Source organism: Desulfosudis oleivorans Hxd3, from assembly GCF_000018405.1.
GTDB lineage: Bacteria > Desulfobacterota > Desulfobacteria > Desulfobacterales > Desulfosudaceae > Desulfosudis > Desulfosudis oleivorans.
In genome coordinates this window covers 2,673,362-2,690,614 of record NC_009943.1, presented here as the reverse complement: position 1 = coordinate 2,690,614, position 17,253 = coordinate 2,673,362, and the positions used below count along the sequence as shown (strand labels likewise).

Below are 17,253 nucleotides of genomic sequence, written 5' to 3'. Positions count from 1 at the left end.
CTTTGGTCCCTTTTATAATGGTTATGTACAGTCGTATGTGTAACAAAGATCGCCTGTATTGTCAATATATTTAATGCCCGGCGCCGATGGCCCTCACGTCTATTCGCATGAAACGGCCGACGGTGTTTTTGCTTTACCCGGCCGGGGTACAATGTTAAGAATACGGGAAAACATATGGCGGAAGTGCATGGGAATCGAACCCACCCGGGACGGTGTTAGCGCCCCACACCGGATTTGAAGTCCGGGAGCATCACCAGAACGCTGCGCACTTCCGCATCCGTTGATAAGGCTAATGACTGGCGCCGGACAAGTCAACAAGATTTTGCATCAAGCGGCGCCGAATCGGTTTGGGAGTGTCCTCCATGATCAACAGAAAAAGACTGACCGACACCTTTGTGTCCCTGGTAAAAATCGACAGTGAATCAAAAAATGAAAAGGCAGTGTGCGCGTTTCTGGCCGACCTGTTCCAGGACATGGGCGGCGTCCCGGAAATAGACGATGCCGCCGCCGGCATAGGCGGCAACAGCGGCAACCTGGTGGTCCGGTTTGCCGGTGCTCCGGGCATCGAACCCCTTCTGCTCTCCGCCCATATGGACACGGTGGCGCCGGGGCAGGGCATTGATCCCGTGCTGACAGACGGCGTGTTTTCCAGCCGGGGCGATACCATTCTGGGGGCTGATGACAAGAGCGCGCTTGCCATCATTGCCGAGGCCCTGCGCGTGACCAGCGACCAGGGGGGGCCGGTCTGTCCCATCGACCTGGTGATCACCGTGTGCGAGGAGATCGGCCTGGTAGGGGCCAAGCACCTGGACACAAGCCTCTTTTCCGCGAAAAATGGTTATGTGCTGGACGCCTCGGACACGGCGGGCATCGTGACCCGGGCCCCGGCAGCCAACAAGTTCAGTTTTGTGGTGCAGGGAAAAGACGCCCATGCCGGGGCCCATCCCGAAGATGGCATCAACGCCATTGCCGTGGCGGCAAAAGCCCTGGCAAAGCTTTCTCCCGGCCGGGTGGACGCGGACACCACGTTCAACATCGGCCTGATCCAGGGCGGCATCGCCACCAACATCGTTCCGCCGGTAGTAACCATTAAGGGCGAGGCCCGCAGTCACAGCGACCAGAAGCTGGCCGACCTTACCGATCATATTGTTTCCGTGTTTAAAGAGACCGCCGAAGCCCAGGCCGCCACATCGTGCTACCCCGGCCTGCCCTTTGTGGATATCGAGGTGGAAAACGATTTTAAAAGCCTGTTCATCGGGCCGGACCACAAGGTGGTGCGCACCGCCATGAACGCCGCGTCCCAAATCGGCGTGGACCTGAAAGAAAAGACCTCCGGCGGCGGGTCGGACGCCAACATCTTTTTTCAGCAGGGAATCACCGCGGCCATTCTGGGCACCGGCATGAAAGACATGCACACCGTGCGCGAAACCGTTGCCGTAGACGACATGGCCCGGGCCGCCGAACTCCTGGTGGAGATCATCCGGCAGTGGTCGGTGCAATAGGGGAGATCCATGGACATCTATTTTGACTGCGGTTCCGGCATCAGCGGCGACATGACCCTGGCCGCGTTTGTGGACCTGGGCGTGCCTGTGGAGTGGCTCAGGCAGGAGCTGGCCCGCCTGCCCTTGGACGGGTTTGACATTCAGGAATCCGTTGTGTCGCGTAACGGGATTCGGGCGAAAAAAATCGACGTAATCGACATTCATGGCGATGGGGATGACGGCCACGCCCATGGCCGCCACTACGCGGCCATCCGTTCCCTGATCGGCGGCAGCCCCCTGCCCGAGCGGGTCAAGCAGATCGCCCTGGCCGCCTTTGAAAAGCTGGCAAAGGCCGAAGCCGCTGTTCACGGCGTGCCTCTGGAAAAGGTTCACTTTCACGAAGTGGGCGGGGTGGATGCCATCGTGGACATCGTGGGCGCGGCCCTGTGCGTGGCCCACCTGAAGGTCGGAAAAATCGCCGCCTCAGCAGTGCCCCTGGGCTCCGGCCATGTGACGTGCAGGCACGGGGTGCTGCCGGTGCCGGCACCGGCCACGGTGGGAATCTTAAAAGGCGTGCCGGTGTACGGCACGAACGTGGATTGTGAACTGGTGACCCCCACAGGCGCGGCCATTCTTACCACACTGGCAACCGAATTTGGCCCCATGCCGGCCATGACCATGGAAAAGACCGGTTACGGCGCCGGTACCCGGGAGATTGCGGCCATGCCCAACCTGCTGCGCCTCATTTCCGGCAGATTTCAGACTGCCGGTGCGGCAGACGGCCATGCCGACCTGATGATGGAGACCTGCATTGACGATATGACCCCCGAAATCTGGGGCCATGTCATGGAACGGCTCTTTGAAGCCGGGGCCAGGGATGTTTATTTTGTCCCGGTGCACATGAAAAAGAACCGGCCCGGTATCCTGCTTTGCGTACTGTGCGACAAGGCCCAACGCGAGGCCCTGGCCGCCTGCATCCTGTCTGAAACCACCTCCATCGGCGTGCGCTACTATCCGGTGGAGCGCATCATGCTGGCCCGCCGGCCGGTCACGGTGAAAACGGCCTTTGGCCCGGTCCAGGCCAAGGCCGTCACCCTGCCCAACGGCACCACCCGCATCGCCCCGGAGTATGAAGCCTGCCGCAAGATCTCCCTGGAACGCAAGGTTTCAATCCTGGAGATTTACCGGGCGACGGCGGATGGCCCGGTAGTTTAGGTGAAACGCCCTGTGCGGACCCGCATGCCGGGTGTTGTGGGTGCCGGGGCGGCGCCTTACCATCTGCCGGAAGTGTCCGGGAAAATCTTAACTTTTACATTTCACTTTTTTTTTTGGCGGGCTGAATCCGGATCAACTGGAAAGCGGTTATAACACTCGCACCTTCCAGGAACTGTTGGGACACAGCAGCGTGAAGACACCATGATCTACACACACGTGGCACAAAAGAACCGGCTGGGGGTAAAAAGCCCACTGGATGCGGGGCCGGAGTAAAATCAGCCTTCGGGCTTGACATTTTTCAATCAATCCCCATTGTTATCTATTTACCACAGCGATATCCATTTAAACTTGAGAAAAAAGCAAGGAGAGGCAGGCATGACAAACAAGGAGACCCACTCGTTTAAAACCGAAGTTCAGCAGCTGTTAAACCTGATCATCAATTCCCTGTATTCCAACCGGGAGATTTTTCTGCGCGAGCTGATTTCAAACGCGTCGGACGCCATTGACAAGCTGCGGTTTGCCGCGCAGACCGACCCCGACATCCTGGGAGATGACACGGAGTTTAAAATAAAGATCACGGCCGACAAAGAGAACCGCACCATTGAGGTGGCGGACAACGGCATCGGCATGACCCGGGAAGAGGTAATCGAGAACATCGGCACCATTGCCCAGAGCGGCACGGCATCGTTCCTGGCGGCCCTGGAACAGTCGAAAAAAGAGGGGCAGCTGTCGCCTGAGCTGATCGGCCAGTTTGGTGTGGGGTTTTACAGCGCCTTTATTGTGGCCGACCGGGTGACCCTGGTCACGAGGGCCGCCGGAGCGGATACAGCGGTCTGTTGGGAGTCTGCCGGTGACGGGGCCTATACCATCGAAGACACGGAAAAGGCCGACCGGGGCACTCGCGTGATCCTGCACCTGCGGGAAAACAAGTCGGAAGAAGAAGACGAGCTTGAGGATTTTACAGAGGAGTACACCATTCGTCACATTGTTCGCAAGCACTCCGATTTTGTGGCCTATCCCATTGTAATGGATGTGGAGCGCGACGAACCGGTGCCCGAGGATGAGGCCATTCTGGACAAGGACGGCAAGCCGGTGGAGGGCCAGACCCGCAAGGTGGTAAAAGAGGAGACCTTGAACTCCATGAAGGCCATCTGGCTCAGGGACAAGAACGAGGTCACCGAAGAGGAGCATAACGAGTTTTACCGCCATCTGAGCCACGACTGGAACCCGCCCCTGGCCCACCTTCACCTGAAGATGGAGGGGGTGATCGAGTACACGGCCCTGCTCTATGTACCGGCCAAGGCCCCGTTTGAGCTGTTCCGGGCCGAGCGCAAGCACGGTATCTCCCTCTACTGCAAGCGGGTATTTATAATGGATGACTGTAAGGAGCTGTTTCCCGAATACCTGCGGTTTATCAAGGGCGTGGTGGACGCGCCGGACTTAAACCTCAACGTGAGCCGGGAGATTCTGCAGCAGGACGCCGTGGTGCGAAACATTCGCAAGAACCTGACCAAGCGGGTGCTCAAGCTGTTTGCCGAAATGGGCGCGGAAAAGTATGACACCTTTTACGCAGAGCTGGGGCCGGTGCTCAAGGAGGGCGTTTATACCGATATTGAGAACCGGGAAAAGCTGGCCGACCTGCTGCGCTACCGCACAACCAAGTCCGGGGAAAAACGGATCAGCCTGAAGGATTACGTGGCCGGCATGAAGGCCGACCAGCAGGAGATGTATTATATCACCGGTGATGACCTGGCCTCGCTGATGAACCACCCCCACCTGGAGCGGCTCAAGGAAAAGGGGTACGAAGTGCTTTTGATGGCCGACCCGGTGGACGAGTGGGTGGTCCAGTCTTTGACCGAGTATGAGGGCAAAAAGCTCAAGAGCGCGGAAAAGGGCGACCTGGACTTAGACAAGGTAGATGAGGCCCAAAAGGGCGAGTATGAAAAGCTTTTGTCCCATATGAAGACCGTTCTGGAGGCCAAGGTCAAGGATGTCAAGCCTTCCACCCGGCTCAAGGAGTCACCGGCCTGCCTTTCCGGTGACACTTACGACATGAGCGCTTACATGGAAAAGATTCTGAAAGCCTCGGGGCAGCAGATGCCGGAGACCAAAAGGGTGCTGGAGCTGAACCTGGAACACCCGGCAATGGCCAAAATCAAGGCACTGTTTGAAGCGGACAAGGAAAGTGAGCAGCTCACTGATTATATCAATCTTATGTATGACATTGCCCTGATCGGAGAAGGGGGCCGCATTGACAATCCGTCGCGGTTTTCCAGGATCGTGGGGGACCTGATGGCCTCATAACCCGGAGCTTTTATGAAATATTCGGGTTGAAATCGAAATCGGTATCGAATCCCATCGACGCCAGGACCATGCCGTGGTTCTGGCGTTCTTATTTTCTTCTATAGTTCTGTTCTCCTGAAACAGGGCCGCCGGCCGTGGGCGCCTGGGTACGACTGGCGCAAACCCTTAATATCCTTGACACTGACAGGGAGTTCCGGTAGGCTCTTGCCAATTTTTTAAATGCTGCCTTGTGCCGGGTTCGCCCGGATATTTCATTAAATATTCGGGCTCGTCTGACCTGCCCGATCAACCATCACACCTCGGAGACATTTACTATGGCCGCCAAGCTTGATATCGTCAGCATGCTGCTGAACGCTGGACTCATGGTCCAGTTCGTGCTGCTGCTGCTGCTCTTTTTTTCCGTCACCTCCTGGACGATCATTTTTATCAAGTACACCTATATTCGCCACGCATTAAGGCAATCCCTGGAGTTTTCCGAATATTTCTGGAAAAAAAGGGACTTTTCCGAGGCCTTTGCCAAGGCCAAAAATCTTGATTCCTCGCCTGTGGCCCAGGTGTTCCGGGCCGGGTACAGCGAGTTCAAAAGGTTCAGCACCCCGTCTACCCGCACCGGGTCCGGCGAATCGGAAAACAATTTTGACGTGCCGGTGATCAAGAGCATTGAGCGGGCCCTGTCCCGGGGCATCACCGCGGAAACCGCCAAGCTCAACCGGCTGGTGCCCTTTCTGGCCACCACGGGCAATACCACCCCCTTTATCGGCCTGTTCGGCACGGTGTGGGGCATCATGAACTCGTTTCACGGCATCGGCGAGCGGGGTGCGGCCAGCCTGGCGGTTGTGGCGCCGGGCATCTCCGAGGCCTTGGTGGCCACGGCCGCCGGCCTGGCCGCAGCCATTCCCGCGGTGGTGGCCTATAACTACTTCACCGGCAAGATTCGGGTGATTGATTCGGAGATGCGCAACTTTGCCTCCGATTTTCTCAACATTATCGAGCGCCAGGTCCATATCGCGGCCCAGGCCAGGGGAGAGAAAAAATGATGGCAGGCGGTGAACAGGACCGGCTGATGTCGGACATCAACGTGACCCCCTTTGTGGATGTCATGCTGGTGCTGCTGATCATCTTCATGGTCACCGCGCCCATGATGGTGCACGGCGTGGACGTGGCCCTTCCCGAAACATCTTCATCTCCGGTGATGGTGGATGAGGAGGAGCGGCTGATCATCTCCGTGGACCGGCAGCAGCAGATATTTATCAACGACATGCAGGTGGAGTTCGCCTTTTTGAACGAAAAGCTGGCCGCCATCATGGAAAACCGCCGGGACCGGCAGGTGTTTCTAAAAGGGGACCGGGAAAACTCCTATGGCTACATGATGGCGGTCATGGCCGAGATCAAGGCCGCGGGCGTGGAGAAGCTGGGCATGCTGACCCAGCCCCTGGAGGAGGAAAAGCGGCGGTGATGCTGACCTTCTCAACAATGGGCGCCGCTGGGGTTTTTGAATAATGGCTGTTTCTTACCATGCATCGCTTCTGGACGACCGGCATACCGGTTCCGGCTCTTTTGCCGCCTGGATGTCGCTCTCCTTTGGATTTCACCTGCTGGTACTGGTGCTGCTGGTGGTTTCGGGAAGCTATTCGGGATGCCAGAAGCGCTCATTTCCCATGGGCGCCATCAGCGTGGACCTGGTCTCTCTTCCCGGCCCGGCTTCAGGGCCGTCAAAACCGGCGGCCGTCGCAGGCAAGACAGCCCCGGCCCCGGCCCCGCCGGTCAGGGAGAGCAAGGCCCCGGCCTATGAAAAGCCGGCGGTGGTGCCCAAACCCAAAGCCGCGGTATCGACAAAAAAGAATACCGCGCCGGTCAAGGCTTCGCCCAGGACCGCCCCGGCAGCGGCCCCGGAAGCCGAAGATACGGGTGATGCCGAACTGGCCAAAACCCTTGCCGATCTTGAACAGAAAGTGAGCCAGACCGAACAGAACGTCAGCATTTCCGGCCAAAGCAACGGACCGGCCGGTGGCGGCGGCACAGGCGCCGGTGGCGGAAGGGCGGCCAGCGCTCTTGAAATCTACAATGTGGAGATGGGGTTTCAGATTCGAAAAAACTGGGTTTCCCCCATGGGCGTGGATGAAAACCTGCAGGCGGTGATCGCCATTCATATTGCCGCCGACGGTAGCCTCATGGACCTGCGGTTTGAAAAGCGGTCGGGCAATGACACCTATGACGAGTCGGCCCGCAAGGCCATTCTCAAGTCCGTGCCCCTGCCGCCCCTGCCAAAGGGGTTTGTGCTGCACAGGGTAAATCTTGAGTTTACGCCGAAAGACGCCCGATAAACCGGAGCGGTGAAAGGTTGAAAGAGGAATGGTAAAGCGATCCCTGCTTGTTCTGGCCCTGCTGATCTGTCTGCCGGCCACACTTTTTGCCCAGTATGATTACGTGCGGATCAGCAACCCGTTTCTGCATAAGATTCCCATTGCCGTGCCCCTGTTTCAGGCCCTTACCGGTACCGAGCCCGAGGTCAAGGCCGCACAGAGCGGGGCCGACCTGCTGGCCGACACCCTGGAGTTCACCCGTTATTTTAACCTGATCAACCGGGCCGCCTTTCTGGAACGGCCGGACCGGACCGGGGTGACCCTGGCCGACATTGATTGTAAGAACTGGCGCGACATCGGCGCCGAGTTTCTGATCACCGGCGGCGTGACAGTGGCCGGGGGAATGATGGAGATGGAACTCCGGCTGTTTGACGTGTTCAAGGAGCGGATGATTCTCGGCAAAAAGTACAAGGGCAAACCTGTGGACCAGCGGAAAATGATCCGCCGGTTCTGCGCGGAGGTGATGGAACAGCTTACCGGCACCCCAGGCATCTTTGAAAGCAGAATCGCATTTATCTCCACCGGCGACGGCAGCAAGGAGATCTATGCCTGTGAATTTGACGGGTACAACCCGCAGCGGATCACGCGCAACAGCAGCATCAATCTCTCCCCGGCCTGGTCGTCGGATGGCCAGTGGCTGGCCTACACCTCCTACCGCAAGGGGGGGCCGGACCTTTACATCACGCACCTCACCGAAAACCGGGGGACGGTTTTTTCCAAAGAGGGGATTAACATCGCGCCGTCCTGGGTGCCGGGCCAGTTCATGCTGGCCGCCACTCTCTCTTTTGAAGGGGACCAGGAAATCTACCTGCTCACCGGATCCGGCACGGTTGTCCGGCGGCTGACCCGAAGCTGGGGCATTGATGTCTCTCCCACTTTTTCGCCGGACGGCAAACGCATGGCCTTTGTGTCCGGCCGGGCCGGCAGCCCCCAGATTTTTATCATGGACATGGGCTCCGGCCGCACCCAAAGGTTGACTTTTGAGGGCGGATACAATACAAATCCTAGTTGGAACCCTGTAAATGACACGATTGCGTACTGCGCCATGACCGGCGGTGCGTTTAATGTTCGTGTCATTGACGTAAAAACAGGCGCCACTGTGGCCCTGACCGCCGACCAGGGTGATAACGAGTCTCCCTCATGGTCGCCGGACGGCAGCCTGATTGCGTTCAGCTCCACGCGGGAGGCCGGGGTTTCCAGGATTTACGTGATGACCGCCGCCGGCACCGATCCAAGGCGGCTGTTGATACTGCCGGGGGAACAGACAGGCCCGAAATGGTCGCCGGCCGTGGCGGCGGGCAGATAAAACTTTAAAACCAACAGGAGGAACACATGGAAAAGAAACGGTTGTTTGTCATGTTTGTCATGCTGTTTGCCATATGCGGTCTGTTGTTTACCGTGTCTTGCGCAAAACAGAGTGTGAAATCAGAGGCTACCGAGCTGGAAACAGAATCCTCCCTCGCTGCCGATGAAGCATCTCAAATGGCGGCCGAAGAGATGGCCGAGGCCGAAGCCATTGCCGCTGAAAAGGCCGCGGCCCGTCACGCTTTTGTCAACGAGAACATCCATTTTGATTTTGACAAATCCACCCTGACCCCCGCGGCCCGGGAAATTCTTCGGACCAAGGCCACGTGGCTCCGGGACAATTCGGATGCGGCAGTAGTTGTTGAAGGCCATTGCGACGAGCGGGGCACCACCGAGTACAACCTGGCCCTGGGTGACCGGCGCGCCAAGGCGGCCAAGGATTTTCTGGTGGACATGGGCATCTCCGCGTCCCGCCTTTCCACCATCAGCTACGGCGAGGAAAGGCCCCTGGATCCCAGGAGCAACGAAACCGCCTGGGCAAAGAACCGTCGTGCCCAGTTTGTGCTCCGCTAAAACCGGTTGTTGCGTAAACGGTCCGGATCATGTCCGGATGTTGAAACTATCGTAAATCGGCCGGCAGGCTGTTGAATTCGGCCTGCCGGCTTTTTTATGTACAGCGCATGTGTTGTCCGCATGCCGTGCGAGGCGGATGGGAGCCTGCCATGCGAATCATCCTTTTTTTTATTTTACCGGTCTTTGTTCTGGGCGGCTGCATTGCCACCCAGAACAGCACCCTGGTCGATTCCCGCGTGTACCAACTGGAGCAGGAGCAGTTTGTCGTCAAGAGGGACATCGACTACCTGAAAAACAGTGTTGAAAGCAAGGAGCAGGCCCTGCGGGCCGATTTTGCCGTGCTAAAGGCCGAGCTCAACGCGTTGCGGGAAGAGGTGCAGTCCCTGCGGGGAGAACTGGAGGCCGCCGTCCATCTTCTGGAAAAGCAGAAAGACGCGGCAACGGACGCTGAAAAAGAACGCCAGGAGCAGATGACGGCCCTGGGCCGCAGCCTGATTGAACGGGTCGCCGCCATGGAACATTATCTGGGCATGGAGGCGCCGGCACCGGGGGCCGCGGCAGACGAAGCGGCGGCGGACAGGGCCGAAAGCGCCGCAGAGGGCAACCTGGCGGTTGAGCGCTTATACGGAATGGCCCGCCAGCACTACGAGCAGGGCAACTATGATGCCGCGCGAAAGGGATTTGAAGAGCTGATTGCACGCTTTCCCAAGTCTGATCTTGCGGACAACGCCCGGTTCTGGATCGGGGAGAGCTACTTTCGGGAAAAGTGGTACGAAAAGGCCATTCTTGAATATCAGAAGGCCATCGACGATTATCCCAGGGGGAACAAAGTGCCCGCTGCCCTCCTGAAACAGGGCATCGCCTTCAGCTATATCGGCAAGACCACGGAAGCCCGGGTGGTGCTCAATAAACTGGTCAAACAGTTTCCCGGTTCCAGTGACGCGAAAATCGGGGAACAAAAGCTGGCGGAGCTTTGATGATACCCGTTGCCGACCCGGCAGGCGGAATAACCGGACGGACAGGTGTTCATGGTTAAGGTTATCGGCATTGATCCCGGCCTGGCCGACACCGGCGTCGGCATTGTAAAAGGGTGTGACGGTCGGGTTTCAGGCTATTCCTTTGGCTGCATCCAGACGTCGAAAAATGACTCTTTGCAATGCCGCCTGCACCGTATCTTTTCGAATGTTCAGGATCTGCTGCGGGATGAAAAGCCGGATGTCATGGTGGTTGAGGATGTCTTTTTCTTGAAAAAATACCCGGTTTCCGGCATTGTGCTGGGCGAGGTGACCGGTGTGATCCTCCTGGCCGGGTTCCAGGAAAATGTGAAAGCCGTCAAGGTGCCGGTGCGGGAGATCAAACAGGTTGTCACCGGCAACGGCAATGCCGGTAAAAAACAGCTGGGTGAAGCGGTGAGCCGGTTTTTGGGCCATGACGGGCCGATTCGCCCGGACCACGCCTCCGATGCCCTGGCCCTGGCCATTATGGGACTGCTCCGTTATGATCGGTTATCTTGAAGGCACCTTGCTGAAAAAAAAGGAAGACCGCATTCTCCTGCTGGCCGGGCCGGTGGGGTATGAGGTGCTGTTGCCCGCCGTGGTGATGGCGTCCCTGCAGGGCAAGCGGGAGGGGGACCCGCTTTTTTTCCACATCTATCATTACCAGACTGAACGGCAGCCCAAGCCGGTGCTCATCGGGTTCAATACCGAGGAGGAAAAGGATTTCTTTCATTTGCTGATCACGGTGGAGGCCATCGGCCCCCTCAAGGCGGTACAGTGCCTGACGCTGCCCATCGGTGAGGTGGCCGAGGCCATTGAGACCGGCAACAGCGCCCTGCTGGGCCAGTTGAAAGGGGTGGGCGGCCGCACGGCCCAGAAGATGATCGCCACGCTCAAGGGCAAGGTGGGCCGCTTTGCCGATGCCGGTCATTCATCAGCGCCGGATGTGCCGGTGACCGGCAGTCTGGCGGACCAGACAGTGGAGGTGCTGGTGGGGCAGCTGGGTTATAAACCCAACGAAGCCCGGCTGATGGTGGCCGGGGCACTGAAGCGCAACCCCGACGTTTCCACCCCGGAAGCGCTGTTTGACGAAATTTTCAAGCACGGACAGGCCCAATGAAAGAAAAGATACTTACGTTTTCTTCTGATCCCTCTTCTCCGGTCACCCGGCATGAGACGGAAGAAGATACCGGCGACGATCTTTTTTCCCTGCGGCCGTGCGATTTTGAAGATTACGTGGGCCAGGACCGGACCGTGGAGACCCTGCGGATCGCCATTGCGGCCGCCAAGCAGCGGAGCGAGCCCCTTGAGCATGTGCTGTTTCACGGTCCTCCCGGCCTGGGCAAGACCACCCTGGCCCATATTATTGCCGCTGAAATGGGAACCAGCCTCACCATTACTTCGGGCCCAGCCCTGGAAAAGGGCGGGGACCTGATCGGCATGCTGACCCATCTGAAACGCGGCGACATCCTGTTTGTCGATGAGATCCATCGGCTGCCCCGGACCACCGAGGAGTTCCTTTATCCGGCCATGGAAGACTTTGCCGTGGATTTCGTGTTTGACAAGGGCATTCATGCCCGGTGTCACCGGTACCGGCTCAACCAGTTCGTGCTGGTGGGGGCCACCACCCGGGTGGGGCTTCTCTCCGCGCCCCTGCGGGACCGGTTCGGCATTTTTCGTAAATTTGATTTTTATTCCCGACAAGACCTGGCCCGCATTGTTTCCCGGTCCGCGGCCCTGATGGGGCTGACCATTGATGAAACATGCACGATGGAACTGGCCCGACGGTCCCGGGGAACCCCCCGCATCGTGAACCGCCTGTTAAAGCGGGTCCGGGACTACGTACAGGTGCGTCATGGCGGTGTGATCACGGTGTCGGCCATTGACGATGCCCTGGCGCTGGAGGGAGTGGACGAAAAGGGATTGACCGGCCTGGACCGGTCCTATCTGGAAACCATTATTCAATATTACGGCGGCGGCCCGGTGGGCATCGAGGCCATCGGCGCCACACTGCAGGAGGAGACCGACACACTGGTCGATGTGGTGGAACCCTTTCTGCTGGCCGAAGGACTGCTTCAGCGGACCTCCTCGGGCAGGAAGGCGACAGAGGCCGCCTACAGACATCTGGGGGTGCAATGGCGCGGATAAACATGGTGTGGTATCGGGATTTATTGAAAGGCATCGGGCGATTTTTTTGTGTGAACATGCCGGCGGCAGCGATGGCGCTGGCGGTACTGGGCATCTCCGGGACAGGGGCCCAGGCATTTTCCATTCCCGACCTGGTGGTCTATTCCGAGGAGGACCGGCCCCAGTATGTCATCCTGGTGGAAAAGGCCACCCAGCAGCTTTTCCTGTTTTCTTTTTACAAAAATTCTATTCGCAAGGAAAAGCAGTGGAAGTGCTCCACCGGTGAGAACCATGGTCCCAAGCTGGTGATGGGTGACAAAAAAACACCGGAGGGCATCTATTTTTTCACCCGCAAGTACACAGACAGTGAGCTGGCGCCGATTTATGGCACCCTTGCGTTCCCTCTGGACTACCCCAACGTGCTGGATCATGAAGCGGAAAAGAACGGCAGCGCCATCTGGCTTCACGGTACCAATAAAGTGTTGAAGGACAATGATTCCAACGGCTGCGTGGCGCTGGAGAATGGCAGCATTGACGCGCTGGCCCCGTATATAGAGCTTTATCATACCCCCATCGTGATCGTCCACGAGGTGGCCGAAGCCCCATGGCAGGCCGTTCCCCGGGTGGACAAGGCGGTGGGAGCCCTGGTGCGGCAATGGAATGACGCACTGGTTTCCGGCACCTACCACGACTATCTTCGGTTTTATGACCCCCGTTACCTGCCCGACATGGGGTGGTGGAAAAAGTGGCGCCGAGTGCGCGGCGAGGTGGCCGGGGAACTTCCGGACCTTTACATTGACATGGATTCGCTTCTGGTGGTTCGCTATGACAAAAATTATGTGGCCCTTTTTGACCAGGTTGTTTCAGCCGGCGGCAGCTGGGTGAAAGCAGGCAGAAGAAAACTGTTCCTGGAAGAGACGACCAACGGACTGAAGATTGTCGGTGACACTTTTCAGGGACCTGAGGTGAAGGGGGGCGCCCAGAGTCCTTCCAACCGTCTGGTGGCGGCCTGCCGGAACGTGTATGACGTGGCGGTGACGGAGAAAAGTGTCCGCCGGATGCTGGACCAGTGGCTGTCGGCATGGAGCCGAATGGACATGGACGCATACGGCACCTTTTATGCCGGCGATTTTGTTTTCGATGGCATGAACAAAAAGGGGTGGCTGGCCTATAAGCGGAAATTGAACTGGCAGTATGACTATATTCGCGTGGCCATGGACAACCTGCGGTTTGTGGAGACATCACCCGCCGTTTGTGTGGTGACCTTCATTCAGAAATACGAGTCAGACCGTTACAGCGATATGGGCCTGAAAACCCTGATCCTGAAAAAGGAGGACGGGCAATGGAGGATTCACCGGGAGTCCTGGGAAGCGTTGGACCTTCCGCCGACACCGAAAACAGAGGGCTGAGAGAGCAGCACTGGAGCGTCATGTTCGTCAGCGAACATGGGCGGCTGGTTCACGTAAAGCACTTTGTGCGTTACGTGGCCATTGCCGCCGGCGTGTTCATCGTCTCCCTGCTGGTCTCGCTGTGTTGCTTTTTGCTGTTCTTGAATGAACGGTCGAAAACCGAAAAATTGTCGGGCGACCTGGCATCCGCCCGGCAGGAGGTGCGGGTGCTGGTAGACAGAAACGATGCCCTGCTGGCCCGGATTGCGGCGCTCACCGCCACGGATACCCCTTCCGGTACGCCGGCAGAACCCGATGCCGTGGCCGACACGGGTGAGAAAGGGGCCGCGCCCGATGACGCCGCTTCAGAGGCGGCAACTGTCGCCATCGAGAACCTGCGGGTGGTTCAGACGTCGGATACCCATGCCTCCCGGATCGAGTTTGCGGTAAAAAAAGTCGGTGATTCGTCGGACACGGTTTCCGGCCGGGTGTTTGTGGTGCTTGAAGGCGACACCGGCGCGGGTCCCAGGACAGTGGTGGCCCCTGCCGTGGCCCTGAATGACGGCGTACCCGCCCAGCCCGGCAGGGGCCAGTATTTTTCAATTGCCCGATTCAAACCGGTCTCCATGACGGTGAATATCGAGAACCCCCATGAACTTGAAACCGCCACGGTGTATATATTCAGTACCGACGGTGAATTGTTGTACGAAGCGATTTTCCCGGTAAAGGTGGTAAGAGAAGCCCCTGCCGCCAGCGCCGATCCGTCGGAGCGCCCTGATCATATGGCGTTTGTCCCCGGCCCATTTAATGTGTCGATACCTGTTGCCGGCAGTGCCGGCGCCCTGTCTCCTCCCTGACCCTGAAACGGGGTTCGCCCGGAAAGGTAAGCAATATCATGGTTTTTTCTGCATCGCCCGGCGTTGAACAGTGGCGGATCAGCCGGTTCTCCCGAAGAGCGGGGGCATGGACGGCGCTTTGTCTCGCCTGCCTGCTGCTGCTGCCGGTTTCGGCCCTTTCTCAACGGGCCGAGCATGTGGTCTATTTTGAAAATACCGATTATGAGCTTCACGTTTACAGGCTTTATGGCCGGGAAGATGGCAAGACGCTGCTGCTCATCGGCGGCATTCAGGGGGATGAGCCCGGCGGCTTTCTTTCCGCCGATCTTTACGTGGACCTGACCCTGGCCAGGGGCAACCTGATCGTGGTGCCAAGAGCCAATTTTCAGTCGATCCTGATGCAGCGACGCCAGGTCAACAAGGACATGAACCGGACCTTTTCCGGCGACGTGGACCGGAACAGTTACGAGGCAAGGGTGGTTGAAATCCTCAAAGAGCTGATCGCGGAGAGCGACTGCATGCTCAACCTGCACGACGGATCGGGATTCTATTCTCCCACCTGGATCAGCGACCAGCGCAATCCCAACCGTTACGGCCAGTGCCTTATCGCCGACTGTGATATCTACGAGGACCCGGAACGGGGTATTCGCCTGGATCTGGGGAAGATGGCCCGGACCGTCATCGCCGATATGAACCGTCATATCAAGAACCCGGACCACCATTTTCATTTCAACAACCACCGGACCAATGAAAAAGATTCTACCCATAAGGAACAGCGGGGGTCGGCCACCTATTACGCGGTCTACAATTGCGGTATTCCCGCCTTTGGCGTGGAGACCCATAAAGGGCTTTCCCTGGCGGAAAAGGTGAGTCAGCACAATTACGCCATCAACGGGTTTATGGCGCTTCTGGATATTGTTCCCGAAACGCCGGGCATCTATCTGGATACCCCGGAATTGAGTTATCTGCTGGTTTCCATTAACGGCGGTTCTTCGGTCCTGGTGGCTAACCAGCAGACACTTTATGTAAGACCGGGAGACATCGTCCGGGTCATTCATATAGAAGCCAACTACAAGCGCGGCCTGACCGTGGATCTCCTGGGGGCAGGTACCCTGAACGATCTGCGAAAAGATTTTAAGATCACCCGGGAGTCGAAACTTGTTGCCCGAAAGGATTCCCTGCCCTGCGGCACCGTGTACGTGGCGTTTGGCGGTGATCCCATGAACAGGGCCCAGAACATTGCCACGGTGGATGCGGGCGGGTCGGCCCTGTTTTTCAATGTGGAGGTTAATGGTCAACCCCTTGTATTTCCCAATTATGGCCACGTGGAACTGATACGCGGCGACACGCTCAAGCTGGTTGATGTGGCGGGCAACGGCCCCTATGGCGACGTGGTGGTGAACTTCAAGGGGTTTGTGGGAGACGAGACCAACAATACCGGTGAGGACAGGGGCTATTTGATTCATACCGCCAAAGACCTTTGGGAGCGGTATGCCGTTGACAAAGAGAAGAACACCTATCAGGTGGTGGCGACCCGGAAGGGTCAGGTCACGGGAAAGCTGTTCGTGCACCTCAACCCGCCGGTATTGCGATACCTGATGCTTCAGGCGGCCGACGGTGCTGAGCACCTCTACTGCTGCCGGCCCGGAGCAACGCTTGTCCTGAGCACAAAAGCGGCCGGCTCCCTGCGCCTGGCCGACATGATCACCAACGTGTCGGACAATAAAGGTGTGCGGGTGTTTGCCGGTTTCGGCGACACCCTTGCCGAATGGCCCAGGGGCGGCGGGCTGCCCGGCGCCGATCGCATCGCCGGACGACCGGCTGAAGCAGCCTGTCGCGTGGAGGTACGGCGCGGAGATGAGGTGATAGGGCAGGTGACGCTACGATTTTTAAAGGAGCATGAGAATGGATAGCCGGCAGAAAGGGCTGTCGATCATTGACGGTGGGCTGAGTATAGAAGGCACGCTCACGGTTAAGGGCACCCTGGTGATAAAAGGCGATGTGAGGGGAACCATTGACGGTGAGAGCCTGGTGATCGCGGCCGGGGGGCGGGTTCGGGCCACGGTCCGGGTGACGGAGATGACCGTCGGTGGTGAGTTTGAGGGGGACGCGGCCGTGGACCGGGACCTGGTCATCCTGGCCACCGGCAGCTGCGCCGGAAAGGTCGCCTGCCGCATGCTTCGGATGGAAAAGGGCGGCCGGCTGAATACCGAGGTGGCCTGCAACGGGGGATAATCTTCAATGTTTTTGTCTCCGCATTCGGCGGGTAGTGTCCATCATGGTTAAGGGAGGATAAAATGAAAAAAGCATGCATGATGTTTCTGGCGGTATCGTTTCTGCTGGTTCCGGTCATGGCCGGCGCCGCGGCCAATGTGGTGGCCATTGAGGGAATGGCCTACAATGTAAAGGCGTCCCTGGCGGATAACCTGAAAGCACTGGAAGGCAAGCAGGTTTACATCACATTGAAATCCGGAACCGTTCTGGCGGGTACCGTCAAGACAGTGGGGGACCACCTGGTGCATCTGGAGAAGCTGGATCGCAAGGACTTTTTTGACGCTTTGATCCGCCTGGACGAGATTGCCGCCATTGATACGAAGTTCCGGGATTTCCAGCGGTGATCTGATTCGCACCGGAGGAGGGGGGCATGGCGCAGACCGGGATGCAGG

The 17,253-nt window shown here is 58.1% G+C and carries 17 protein-coding genes and 1 tRNA gene; 17 read left to right on the top strand and 1 reads right to left on the bottom strand.

Annotated features, from left to right (window positions below; all coding sequences use genetic code 11):
• Positions 1-175: 175 nt before the first annotated feature.
• A tRNA-Sec gene (locus DOLE_RS11395) sits at positions 176-273 on the bottom strand.
• 89 nt (positions 274-362) lie between these two features.
• Here DOLE_RS11395 and DOLE_RS11390 point away from each other — a divergent pair.
• The 17 genes from DOLE_RS11390 (at position 363) to DOLE_RS11310 (ending at position 17,205) form a co-directional block, all read left to right on the top strand.
• Entirely contained in the window at positions 363-1,502 is a 1,140-nt protein-coding gene (locus tag DOLE_RS11390) for a M20/M25/M40 family metallo-hydrolase (protein ID WP_012175632.1), read from the top strand.
• Between the two features lie 9 nt (positions 1,503-1,511).
• Positions 1,512-2,696 carry a nickel pincer cofactor biosynthesis protein LarC gene (gene larC / locus DOLE_RS11385; RefSeq protein ID WP_012175631.1) on the top strand — a complete coding sequence of 395 codons (1,185 nt, stop codon included), beginning with the start codon at positions 1,512-1,514 and terminating at the stop codon, positions 2,694-2,696.
• A gap of 375 nt (positions 2,697-3,071) precedes the next feature.
• Positions 3,072-5,000 (top strand): molecular chaperone HtpG, encoded by a 1,929-nt coding sequence (htpG, locus tag DOLE_RS11380; RefSeq protein WP_012175630.1) that lies wholly within the window; start codon positions 3,072-3,074, stop codon positions 4,998-5,000.
• Between the two features lie 314 nt (positions 5,001-5,314).
• Complete coding sequence (tolQ, locus tag DOLE_RS11375; protein ID WP_012175629.1) at positions 5,315-6,037, top strand: protein TolQ; 723 nt, start codon at positions 5,315-5,317, stop codon at positions 6,035-6,037.
• Positions 6,034-6,456 carry a protein TolR gene (gene tolR, locus DOLE_RS11370; RefSeq protein WP_012175628.1) on the top strand — a complete coding sequence of 141 codons (423 nt, stop codon included), beginning with the start codon at positions 6,034-6,036 and terminating at the stop codon, positions 6,454-6,456. Before tolQ ends, tolR begins: the two co-directional genes overlap by 4 nt.
• A gap of 43 nt (positions 6,457-6,499) precedes the next feature.
• On the top strand, positions 6,500-7,324 hold the full coding sequence (locus DOLE_RS17505) for an energy transducer TonB (RefSeq protein ID WP_012175627.1): 825 nt from the start codon (positions 6,500-6,502) through the stop codon (positions 7,322-7,324).
• A 28-nt stretch (positions 7,325-7,352) separates the two neighbouring features.
• Entirely contained in the window at positions 7,353-8,669 is a 1,317-nt protein-coding gene (gene tolB / locus DOLE_RS11360; protein ID WP_012175626.1) for a Tol-Pal system beta propeller repeat protein TolB, read from the top strand.
• Positions 8,670-8,695: 26 nt separating this feature from the next.
• Positions 8,696-9,241 carry a peptidoglycan-associated lipoprotein Pal gene (gene pal, locus DOLE_RS11355; RefSeq protein ID WP_012175625.1) on the top strand — a complete coding sequence of 182 codons (546 nt, stop codon included), beginning with the start codon at positions 8,696-8,698 and terminating at the stop codon, positions 9,239-9,241.
• Positions 9,242-9,390: 149 nt separating this feature from the next.
• On the top strand, positions 9,391-10,218 hold the full coding sequence (gene ybgF, locus DOLE_RS17500) for a tol-pal system protein YbgF (protein WP_012175624.1): 828 nt from the start codon (positions 9,391-9,393) through the stop codon (positions 10,216-10,218).
• A gap of 51 nt (positions 10,219-10,269) precedes the next feature.
• Positions 10,270-10,755 carry a crossover junction endodeoxyribonuclease RuvC gene (locus DOLE_RS11345; RefSeq protein ID WP_012175623.1) on the top strand — a complete coding sequence of 162 codons (486 nt, stop codon included), beginning with the start codon at positions 10,270-10,272 and terminating at the stop codon, positions 10,753-10,755.
• A complete protein-coding gene (gene ruvA, locus DOLE_RS11340) occupies positions 10,739-11,356 on the top strand; it encodes a Holliday junction branch migration protein RuvA (protein WP_012175622.1) in 618 nt (205 codons plus the stop codon). The genes DOLE_RS11345 and ruvA overlap by 17 nt, the downstream gene beginning before the upstream one ends.
• Positions 11,353-12,384 (top strand): Holliday junction branch migration DNA helicase RuvB, encoded by a 1,032-nt coding sequence (gene ruvB, locus DOLE_RS11335; protein WP_012175621.1) that lies wholly within the window; start codon positions 11,353-11,355, stop codon positions 12,382-12,384. Before ruvA ends, ruvB begins: the two co-directional genes overlap by 4 nt.
• Before the next feature lie 71 nt (positions 12,385-12,455).
• Positions 12,456-13,772 (top strand): L,D-transpeptidase family protein, encoded by a 1,317-nt coding sequence (locus tag DOLE_RS11330; RefSeq protein ID WP_167320874.1) that lies wholly within the window; start codon positions 12,456-12,458, stop codon positions 13,770-13,772.
• Positions 13,706-14,608 (top strand): hypothetical protein, encoded by a 903-nt coding sequence (locus DOLE_RS11325; protein WP_153304416.1) that lies wholly within the window; start codon positions 13,706-13,708, stop codon positions 14,606-14,608. Before DOLE_RS11330 ends, DOLE_RS11325 begins: the two co-directional genes overlap by 67 nt.
• Positions 14,609-14,646: 38 nt before the next feature.
• Entirely contained in the window at positions 14,647-16,500 is a 1,854-nt protein-coding gene (locus DOLE_RS11320) for a M14/M99 family metallopeptidase (RefSeq protein WP_012175618.1), read from the top strand.
• Positions 16,493-16,822, top strand: a complete 330-nt coding sequence (locus DOLE_RS11315) for a bactofilin family protein (RefSeq protein ID WP_012175617.1) — start codon at positions 16,493-16,495, stop codon at positions 16,820-16,822. Before DOLE_RS11320 ends, DOLE_RS11315 begins: the two co-directional genes overlap by 8 nt.
• 62 nt (positions 16,823-16,884) lie before the next feature.
• Positions 16,885-17,205, top strand: a complete 321-nt coding sequence (locus DOLE_RS11310; RefSeq protein ID WP_012175616.1) for a hypothetical protein — start codon at positions 16,885-16,887, stop codon at positions 17,203-17,205.
• Positions 17,206-17,253: the final 48 nt, after the last annotated feature.

Bases quoted from the DNA above. Each gene is read 5' to 3' on its own strand.
- DOLE_RS11390 (WP_012175632.1), top strand. From the start codon at position 363: ATGATCAACAGAAAAAGACTGACCGACACCTTTGTGTCCCTGGTAAAA.
- larC (WP_012175631.1), top strand. From the start codon at position 1,512: ATGGACATCTATTTTGACTGCGGTTCCGGCATCAGCGGCGACATGACC.
- htpG (WP_012175630.1), top strand. From the start codon at position 3,072: ATGACAAACAAGGAGACCCACTCGTTTAAAACCGAAGTTCAGCAGCTG.
- tolQ (WP_012175629.1), top strand. From the start codon at position 5,315: ATGGCCGCCAAGCTTGATATCGTCAGCATGCTGCTGAACGCTGGACTC.
- tolR (WP_012175628.1), top strand. From the start codon at position 6,034: ATGATGGCAGGCGGTGAACAGGACCGGCTGATGTCGGACATCAACGTG.
- DOLE_RS17505 (WP_012175627.1), top strand. From the start codon at position 6,500: ATGGCTGTTTCTTACCATGCATCGCTTCTGGACGACCGGCATACCGGT.
- tolB (WP_012175626.1), top strand. From the start codon at position 7,353: ATGGTAAAGCGATCCCTGCTTGTTCTGGCCCTGCTGATCTGTCTGCCG.
- pal (WP_012175625.1), top strand. From the start codon at position 8,696: ATGGAAAAGAAACGGTTGTTTGTCATGTTTGTCATGCTGTTTGCCATA.
- ybgF (WP_012175624.1), top strand. From the start codon at position 9,391: ATGCGAATCATCCTTTTTTTTATTTTACCGGTCTTTGTTCTGGGCGGC.
- DOLE_RS11345 (WP_012175623.1), top strand. From the start codon at position 10,270: ATGGTTAAGGTTATCGGCATTGATCCCGGCCTGGCCGACACCGGCGTC.
- ruvA (WP_012175622.1), top strand. From the start codon at position 10,739: ATGATCGGTTATCTTGAAGGCACCTTGCTGAAAAAAAAGGAAGACCGC.
- ruvB (WP_012175621.1), top strand. From the start codon at position 11,353: ATGAAAGAAAAGATACTTACGTTTTCTTCTGATCCCTCTTCTCCGGTC.
- DOLE_RS11330 (WP_167320874.1), top strand. From the start codon at position 12,456: ATGGCGCTGGCGGTACTGGGCATCTCCGGGACAGGGGCCCAGGCATTT.
- DOLE_RS11325 (WP_153304416.1), top strand. From the start codon at position 13,706: ATGGAGGATTCACCGGGAGTCCTGGGAAGCGTTGGACCTTCCGCCGAC.
- DOLE_RS11320 (WP_012175618.1), top strand. From the start codon at position 14,647: ATGGTTTTTTCTGCATCGCCCGGCGTTGAACAGTGGCGGATCAGCCGG.
- DOLE_RS11315 (WP_012175617.1), top strand. From the start codon at position 16,493: ATGGATAGCCGGCAGAAAGGGCTGTCGATCATTGACGGTGGGCTGAGT.
- DOLE_RS11310 (WP_012175616.1), top strand. From the start codon at position 16,885: ATGAAAAAAGCATGCATGATGTTTCTGGCGGTATCGTTTCTGCTGGTT.